The following is a 6,875-nucleotide window of genomic DNA, read 5'->3' as shown; positions in this document are numbered from 1 at the left end:
AACTTAGGGAGGAAAGGAGAATAGAAGAAATGTGAGTTTCTACTATAGGGATTGGGGTCTTTGGTGATACGTCCCCTTCGAGCAGAACGATTTTCCCACAAAACAGTCATTATCATTAGATGTCTCGACTCGAACAGTTTGCCGAGCCGTAACATTGCGACCCATAGGAAGCAATGTTACGAAAGAGCCGACCTGGATGGGAGGCGACGAGGGAAACCGTGCCTCGAAGCGTTGCCTAACCAGGAAGGATAGGCAGCGGAGAGGGCGAGTCCCCCTTCGAGCAGTGGAAATCACCCAAGCCTACAGTTTTAGATCCCCCCAAAGTCAGTAGTTCCTTCAGTTCAGGCACAAATCTTACGTTCCCTAAGAAACTTAACTCATTCAGAGCCAGCTGACTCCACTTCGGAGAGATATATCCATAACTTCGGAAACTCTGCTTCAAAATATTGTTCCTTGCTTCTGCACCATTGCTAGAGACTCCATCCTTACTTACCCAGCGTTCACGGCTCATATTGTATCTGGGGTCGTTTGATTTCTTTGAGTGGTTCACTGACTTATGGTTAGGTCTGTCCCATAGAAACCCATATCCTTCATCTGTGAATAGGGTTAAATTCTTTGGGATGGTTTCTTCTACATAGCCTGGTGCGGAACAAAAGAAAGGCAAAAAAGTTTTGTCTTTCTTTTGTATTCCTCCTGCAACGGAGTTATTTTGCATTGAATGGAATGATTTGGATATGAAGGCAAATTGGTTCTCAAAAAAGATTCCTTCATGTTTATTCCTGCCGAATGGAAATGGATGCATTTCCTGAGATCAATTTCAGGTAAAATGCATTACGGAGTGTTCTAACATCATTCGTATACAAACGATATTGTAACTCTGTAGCAGTGGATGAAATAGGGGACTCGATTGTTAAACTTGAATTGCTGATATTGCAAAGTCTAAACGCCGAGAATTCTAGATTCGTTGTTGTATCTTTTGTTATGACAAGAACGTACTCCCGATTCTGATTGGGTGGAGGTAAATTATTGGTAGATGAAATATTAAAAATTACCGAACTCGTGGTAGATAGCGTTAAAGGGTAATTTGTTCCCTTTTCTAACGTTAAATCTACTGTCGGACAAATTCCAGGTGCAGACAGGAGATATTGATACAATCCAAACGCAAGGTATTGATCAGTAAGATTGTCATCATTGTCCAAAAGTCTTGTGAGTCCTGTACATGAGAAGCTAGTAAATTCTATCAATAAGATAAAGAAAAAGTTGATTCATCAAGTTTTCCCCCACAATATAAAATTGCTTTTGTTACGATCCTTCTATTAGGAAAAGATTGAATTGGTATCATTTTTTAGAAATGCAAAGGCTTTCTAATTTTATATCATTTTGTTTCTAAACGAAATATTTCTAAAGAAATGGTAGGTTTCTTTCAAATTTAAATTAAATTATAATTCTCTAATTTAGTAAAATCATTTTCGGTTTTGTGAAAAAAATATTTTTGAAGGGTATCACTTTTTGGCCATTGAACTTCATTTCAGTAACCTTGGTTAGCAGGTCGCGTGATTCGAACAGATTCCTTAAAATGCGGTTTTACTAACTTGATTTCCATCGAAAGGAATGGGTTAATTCCCTTTTAAAAAACACGATTTTTTGAGGTCACTTCCGCCATTGATCCTAATGCTTCTATGTTTTTTTCGTTAATCCTTAAACGTATCTGATTCCGAGCGTGAAAATGGAATTTGGGTTACCAAATTCTATGCTTTCGGTTGGTTTGGTAATCAAAGATCTTCATGGAAATAGAAAGAGGTAATTTTCCATAGAAATCGAAAAAGCAAAGGGCGGCTATTTTCGTGGATACAAGAAACAACATTTAGGTTTCGCATGATGCTAGAAATTGAAAATTTCATCCATTGTTGTTACTTGCCTTACCATTTCGAAAAAGATTCTTACTTCAAATTTGCTTTGAAAAACCCTACCGTTCTCGACTCGGCTTCCTTGGGAGAAAAATTCCAAATCCTTTCATGGCGATCACACTCAGGCGCCCATAAAGATTTGGGTTCCCCTGCATTTGCATATAGATCTTCTGCGTGGTGGTAATCCACATAATCATCTTTTTTGCAATGGAAAATGGCAATGGGCCTAGGCTTTATTTTAGAGATGGAATCAATGGGCCGAACCTCATCCATATCAATCCCTGTTCGGTAGTCCAAAACCCATTTCACAACTGGTAAGAGAGGGTAGTAAGGAATTCCAAAATCACGTTTTGCCGATTCGATCAGTACGTCCATGGCACTCCCATAACCACTGCTAAATAGACCGGCTTTGATTTCAGGATGGTTTGCCATGGCAATGATGCTTGTAGCAGAACCCATAGAAAATCCAAAAATCCCAATGTTCGTTTCCCCTTTCTCTTTCAAAAATACAAGGGCTGCATCTACATCTTTTTGTTCCAGTCCTCCCATTGTCGCATACCCTTCATGGTTTCTGCGAAGGCTTAACAAAAGTAAATTGAAACCTGCTTCGTGTAAACTTTTGGAAAAACGTAGGCCTTCATTCCTTTGCCCCCCATGTCCGTGCACCATAAGAATGGTACCTTTTCTTTGTTTGGCGGGGATCCAGTAACTAACGAGGTTCAATTTGTCTTCTGTGGTGATTTCCACTTCCTGAAACTCTAATCCCAATTCATTTGGACCTGTGCAAAAGACATGGTGGTCAGGATTACAACGAACTTTTGGGTACATGACAAGTCCGGAAAAGTAATAAGCCACTGCGAATACTAGGATGATACTAAAAAGCAAAACAATGGAAATGATTTTGATGGAACGTTTCATAGGCTAAGGAATTTATTGGGTAAGAAAAAAACTGCAAGTAAAAAATCAGAGCATTTGGTTTCTGGGACTATGGAAGCAGCTTTAGGTGTTTTTTTTATCTGTTGTATGAGTGTTCTCAGCCCCTTTTCTGGAGTGGATGAAGGGGAACTTCGTGGTTGCCCACCTTCACCTAACTGTGTCTCTTCGCAAAGCATGAAATACAATTTTATTCATAAAGTGAATCCAATTTCCTATTCGACTTCAAGGGAAGTAGCTTTCCAAACGATATCAAAGTACTTTCATGAATCAGAGAATATTTATATCAGTGAGGAAAAAGAAGGAGAATACATTCGGATTATCTTTTTTACCAAGGTGTTTCGGTTTCCTGACAGAGTTGAGGTGTACTTTCCAGAAGGTACGAACGAGATGCAAGTGCGTTCTCAGTCCACCCTTGGGCTTTGGGACGTGTTTGCGAATCGACGAAGGGTAAACAAATTTCGTGAAATTTTAAGTGAATCAGGATCCTAACAATCCATTATGGGTTAAAAAATAAACCCCTCCCACAATCCGTTCCAATTTGGATCCGAAAAACCAGTCACCTAACACTGTAATCCCTGTTTCTTTGCATAACTGCTTCCACTCAAAAAATTCATCTGAATCGAGTTTCAGTGTTCCTTCCCGACCAAGTAAAGGCATTTGAGCCTGTGCAAATTTCCAGCGATGGTTCCAAATTTCATCTGGTGGAGGTGCTAACCATTTTTCCTTTAATCCTTCGGTTAACAATTCTTTGTAAAATGCATTTGGTTTTTTATCGCTTTCCATCCAAGAATCAAAATGAGTTTCCGAAAAAAGGGAAGAAAACTGAACAAGCAAACTAGAACCCTTCCCGTTGGTTTTATGATTTGGGTATTTGATGGATTCCCAACTCTGGTATTCCCAATCTTCCCCCCGGTTCAAAATGGTTGAGATTGGAATCAAACTGGTTTCGCTTAAGCCTTGGGCATGAAGGTCTGGACTCCAGTTTTCCCATGAGAAAAAACTAACCAATGTTTTTCGGTAATCATTGTAAGGTTCCAAAAACTTTGTCCATCGATCCAAATACGGATGATTTTCCGAACGATTAAAAATTTCTATTATCTGAGGAATGGGTAAGGTCAGGATCACGTGATCTGCAGTAATGACTTTGGTTTGGCTTTCCAAATGAGAATGGAAACTGAGGTTCCAAATACCATCTCCCAATCGGGATATTGATTTTAACGTCATACTTTGGTTCGTTTGGTTTCCATTTAACATGGCTTTTACGACAGATTCCATTCCCAATATGGGATAAAAATGTTCTGTATCATAGATTGGTTTTGTTTCTATTTTGATTCCATTTGTGTTCCAAATTTCAAAGACATTGTACTTTGAAATTTTTCCCATCCAATCCACTTCCAATTGGTCACGAAACATTGTGGCACCAATGTCAAATCGTTCCCCAGACACACGACTCGTTTTGGTAGAAACCCTACCACCAGGTTCGCGTGCTTTGTCGTAGAGAGCCACATTTGGTTTCATCATGGCAATGGAAGCCGCTGTGAGACCTGCACCTACAACAATGGTTTCTGTTTTGGAAGGAAGCAATTCGCCCATCACAAAGGATTAGACAGATTCTGGATTGGATACTACAGTTGTTTGATCAATGTTTTCAGATCATTGATGAGAGAAAAGGGAGGGGGTTTGATCTCCTCGGCCAATTGGATGGTATCTTGGATGGTTCTCGTGAGGACTTGTTTTTCAGCAAGGTAAGCTGCTTGGGGGAGTTTGGACTTATTTTTTTTAAAGATAGAGACTTTCGTATCAATGATTTCGATCATTTGGTTTAAGTACTGTATTTTTTGGTCCATGGCTCCTATTCGTAACACAACTTAGAAAAATGAAAAACCAATTTTTAGCTAAAGGCGGGAAAGGTGGCGTAGGGAAACCTATGACAGATTTTCAATTCGATTCTCTTCTCCCTGAAGCACTGCAAATTCTATCCCCTTACCAATGGACTCCTAACCTAGTCATTGCCCATACTTGGGAATTTTTAAAAGGAGAGAAGGTGAGTTCTCTTTTGGACTTGGGATCTGGTGTTGGAAAGTTTTGTCTGATCCTTTCGCAATATGCAAAAAACCGATTTCCGATTTGTGGAATGGAAGACCGAAACGAATTGGTTCAAATTGCAGAATCACTCAAAATCAAGATGAATGTTGGCAATGTTTCTTTTGTTTCCTCTAATTTCCTAGAATCATTTCCATATGGACATTCCCATTATTATGTATTTAACCCTCTTTATGAAACCATAAAAGGATCACATACGATTGGGGATGCAAAAATAAAATCTGCAAAACTTTTCCTTCATAACCTACAACGATTAAAGGAACATCTTTTTTTCTGTCCTAAAGGAACAAAACTCATCACATATCATGGGTTTGGTGGTTCCGTTTTACCAGGTTATAAAGTCCAAACAAAAGTAAATTTGGAACTTGGTGAATGGATGGTTTGGGAAAAAGAGTAAACAATTCTTTTTCCCAAATATTGTATGTTAGTGGATGGTCTTTGCAACCTTTTTTCGTAAATGGGGTTTTGCGAGGAAAAGATAAAAAAATCCAGTCGAAACCACAACGAGGGAAGTAAAAATCATTCCATAATTGATAAACCAAGGTTCTTCAGGTGAACGTGGCCAAACCATATTGGATACGGCTCCGATTCCATAAATGAAAGCCAATACATTGATAAAAAAACCGAATTTTCCTAGAGTGAAGGAGCCACTCGGTTTCCATCCTTTTAAGCGAGCGTACAAAGCTCCAAAAACAACCATCTGGAACGCCACATAGATCCCACAAGAAGCAAAACTAATGATCGTTGTCACTGTATCTTGCAACCAGTGGCCAATACTTGTGATGACAATGGGAATGATCCCTGTAACAAGTAAAGCCTTTGTGGGAACCTTTCCCTTTTTGGAAAGATGATTTAGGTATTGGCTTCCGAAGATCATTCCATCCCTCGCGAAGGAAAAAAGCAGTCGGCTTGCGGCAGCTTGTAAACTGAGTAAACATGACAAAAATGAAATCATCACAATGACGATCACCAATCGGTATCCTGTAACTCCCAATGCTGATGTCAATGTGGTTGTGACAGGGTCAGCATCTTCTCCGGAAATGGCTTTTTCCACATTTGGTAAGGATAATAGTAATGCCAAACAGATAAAGATGGCAGCTCCACCTCCAATGTAAATTGTCATTCGCATGGATTTTGGAATCTCAGAACTTGCATTTGGTGTTTCCTCGGCCACATCACCACAGGCTTCAAATCCATAATAACAAAACATAGCTGCCACAGAGGATGCGAGGAAAGCTGGGAAATAACTCATTCCATCTCCAAAGGAAAAGGTATCCCATAAAATATGGATGGAATTGACTTTGGCAAATAACAAAAGATAACCACCAACTAAGATAGCACCTACAAGTTCACAAGCAAATCCAAAAAAAGCAACTTGTGCAAGTAACTTTGTTCCACTTAAGTTGAGTAAGGTGGATATAAGAATCATTCCAATGGCAATCCAAATAAAACCAGTGTTGCCGAGTTCGATTCCTAAGAGGTTATTTAAAAAGGGAGCCCCGCCAACCGCAACTGCAGCAACAGAAGTGAAAAGTGCCCAGGCGTAAACCCATGCTGACATCCATGCAAATCGTTCTCCCACAAGCCGTAAGGACCAGGGGTAAATTCCACCTGAGATAGGGTATTGGGAAACCACTTCTCCAAACACCAAACAAACTAAAAATTGCCCAAGGCCCACTAAAAAATAATTCCAAATCATAGGAGGACCACCTGCTTGGATGGCCAATGCGAATACGGAATACACACCAACGACTGGTGATAGGTAAGTAAATCCCAAAGAAAAATTTTCCCAAAAACTCATACTCCGATCAAATTCAGATTTGAGGCCAAGGCTCTTTAGTTGTTCTGCATCATGGTCTAGGGCTTTTTGATCCATTTCAATACCTGTTTTCATCCAACATAACTTCCACCTATATCAAGAGTGTGGTG

General features: G+C 39.7%; 7 protein-coding genes. 2 read left to right on the top strand and 5 right to left on the bottom strand.

All coding sequences use genetic code 11. The features are described 5' to 3' along the window. Positions 1-235: 235 nt before the first annotated feature. A complete protein-coding gene (locus tag EHQ62_RS08305) occupies positions 236-802 on the bottom strand; it encodes a transposase (protein ID WP_244241695.1) in 567 nt (188 codons plus the stop codon). A gap of 1,138 nt (positions 803-1,940) precedes the next feature. Beyond that, complete coding sequence (locus tag EHQ62_RS08300) at positions 1,941-2,825, bottom strand: alpha/beta hydrolase (RefSeq protein WP_135641782.1); 885 nt, start codon at positions 2,823-2,825, stop codon at positions 1,941-1,943. Positions 2,826-2,840: 15 nt separating this feature from the next. Here EHQ62_RS08300 and EHQ62_RS08295 point away from each other — a divergent pair, with 15 nt between their 5' ends. Further along, entirely contained in the window at positions 2,841-3,332 is a 492-nt protein-coding gene (locus tag EHQ62_RS08295) for a DUF1499 domain-containing protein (protein WP_244241694.1), read from the top strand. Here EHQ62_RS08295 and EHQ62_RS08290 read toward each other — a convergent pair. Further along, the gene (locus EHQ62_RS08290; RefSeq protein ID WP_135641790.1) at positions 3,321-4,436 is read right to left on the bottom strand and encodes an NAD(P)/FAD-dependent oxidoreductase; all 1,116 of its coding nucleotides are present in this window, start codon (positions 4,434-4,436) and stop codon (positions 3,321-3,323) included. The two genes, EHQ62_RS08295 and EHQ62_RS08290, sit on opposite strands and share 12 nt — an antisense overlap. 32 nt (positions 4,437-4,468) lie before the next feature. Beyond that, positions 4,469-4,690 carry a hypothetical protein gene (locus EHQ62_RS08285; protein WP_135641781.1) on the bottom strand — a complete coding sequence of 74 codons (222 nt, stop codon included), beginning with the start codon at positions 4,688-4,690 and terminating at the stop codon, positions 4,469-4,471. A gap of 80 nt (positions 4,691-4,770) precedes the next feature. Here EHQ62_RS08285 and EHQ62_RS08280 point away from each other — a divergent pair, with 80 nt between their 5' ends. Further along, on the top strand, positions 4,771-5,343 hold the full coding sequence (locus EHQ62_RS08280; protein WP_244241693.1) for a methyltransferase: 573 nt from the start codon (positions 4,771-4,773) through the stop codon (positions 5,341-5,343). A 27-nt stretch (positions 5,344-5,370) separates the two neighbouring features. Here the strand turns inward: EHQ62_RS08280 and EHQ62_RS08275 are convergent, their stop codons facing one another. Beyond that, positions 5,371-6,822 (bottom strand): APC family permease, encoded by a 1,452-nt coding sequence (locus tag EHQ62_RS08275; protein ID WP_135641788.1) that lies wholly within the window; start codon positions 6,820-6,822, stop codon positions 5,371-5,373. Positions 6,823-6,875 lie beyond the last annotated feature (53 nt).

Origin of the sequence: Leptospira jelokensis, from assembly GCF_004769635.1 — a bacterium.
Lineage (GTDB): Bacteria > Spirochaetota > Leptospiria > Leptospirales > Leptospiraceae > Leptospira_A > Leptospira_A jelokensis.
This window is presented reverse-complemented; position numbering and strand designations above follow the sequence as displayed.

Excerpts from the sequence above, each read along its gene's own strand:
- EHQ62_RS08275 (WP_135641788.1), bottom strand. The coding sequence starts at position 6,822 with ATGGATCAAAAAGCCCTAGACCATGATGCAGAACAACTAAAGAGCCTT.
- EHQ62_RS08300 (WP_135641782.1), bottom strand. The coding sequence starts at position 2,825 with ATGAAACGTTCCATCAAAATCATTTCCATTGTTTTGCTTTTTAGTATC.
- EHQ62_RS08280 (WP_244241693.1), top strand. The coding sequence starts at position 4,771 with ATGACAGATTTTCAATTCGATTCTCTTCTCCCTGAAGCACTGCAAATT.
- EHQ62_RS08305 (WP_244241695.1), bottom strand. The coding sequence starts at position 802 with ATGCATCCATTTCCATTCGGCAGGAATAAACATGAAGGAATCTTTTTT.
- EHQ62_RS08285 (WP_135641781.1), bottom strand. The coding sequence starts at position 4,690 with ATGGACCAAAAAATACAGTACTTAAACCAAATGATCGAAATCATTGAT.
- EHQ62_RS08290 (WP_135641790.1), bottom strand. The coding sequence starts at position 4,436 with ATGGGCGAATTGCTTCCTTCCAAAACAGAAACCATTGTTGTAGGTGCA.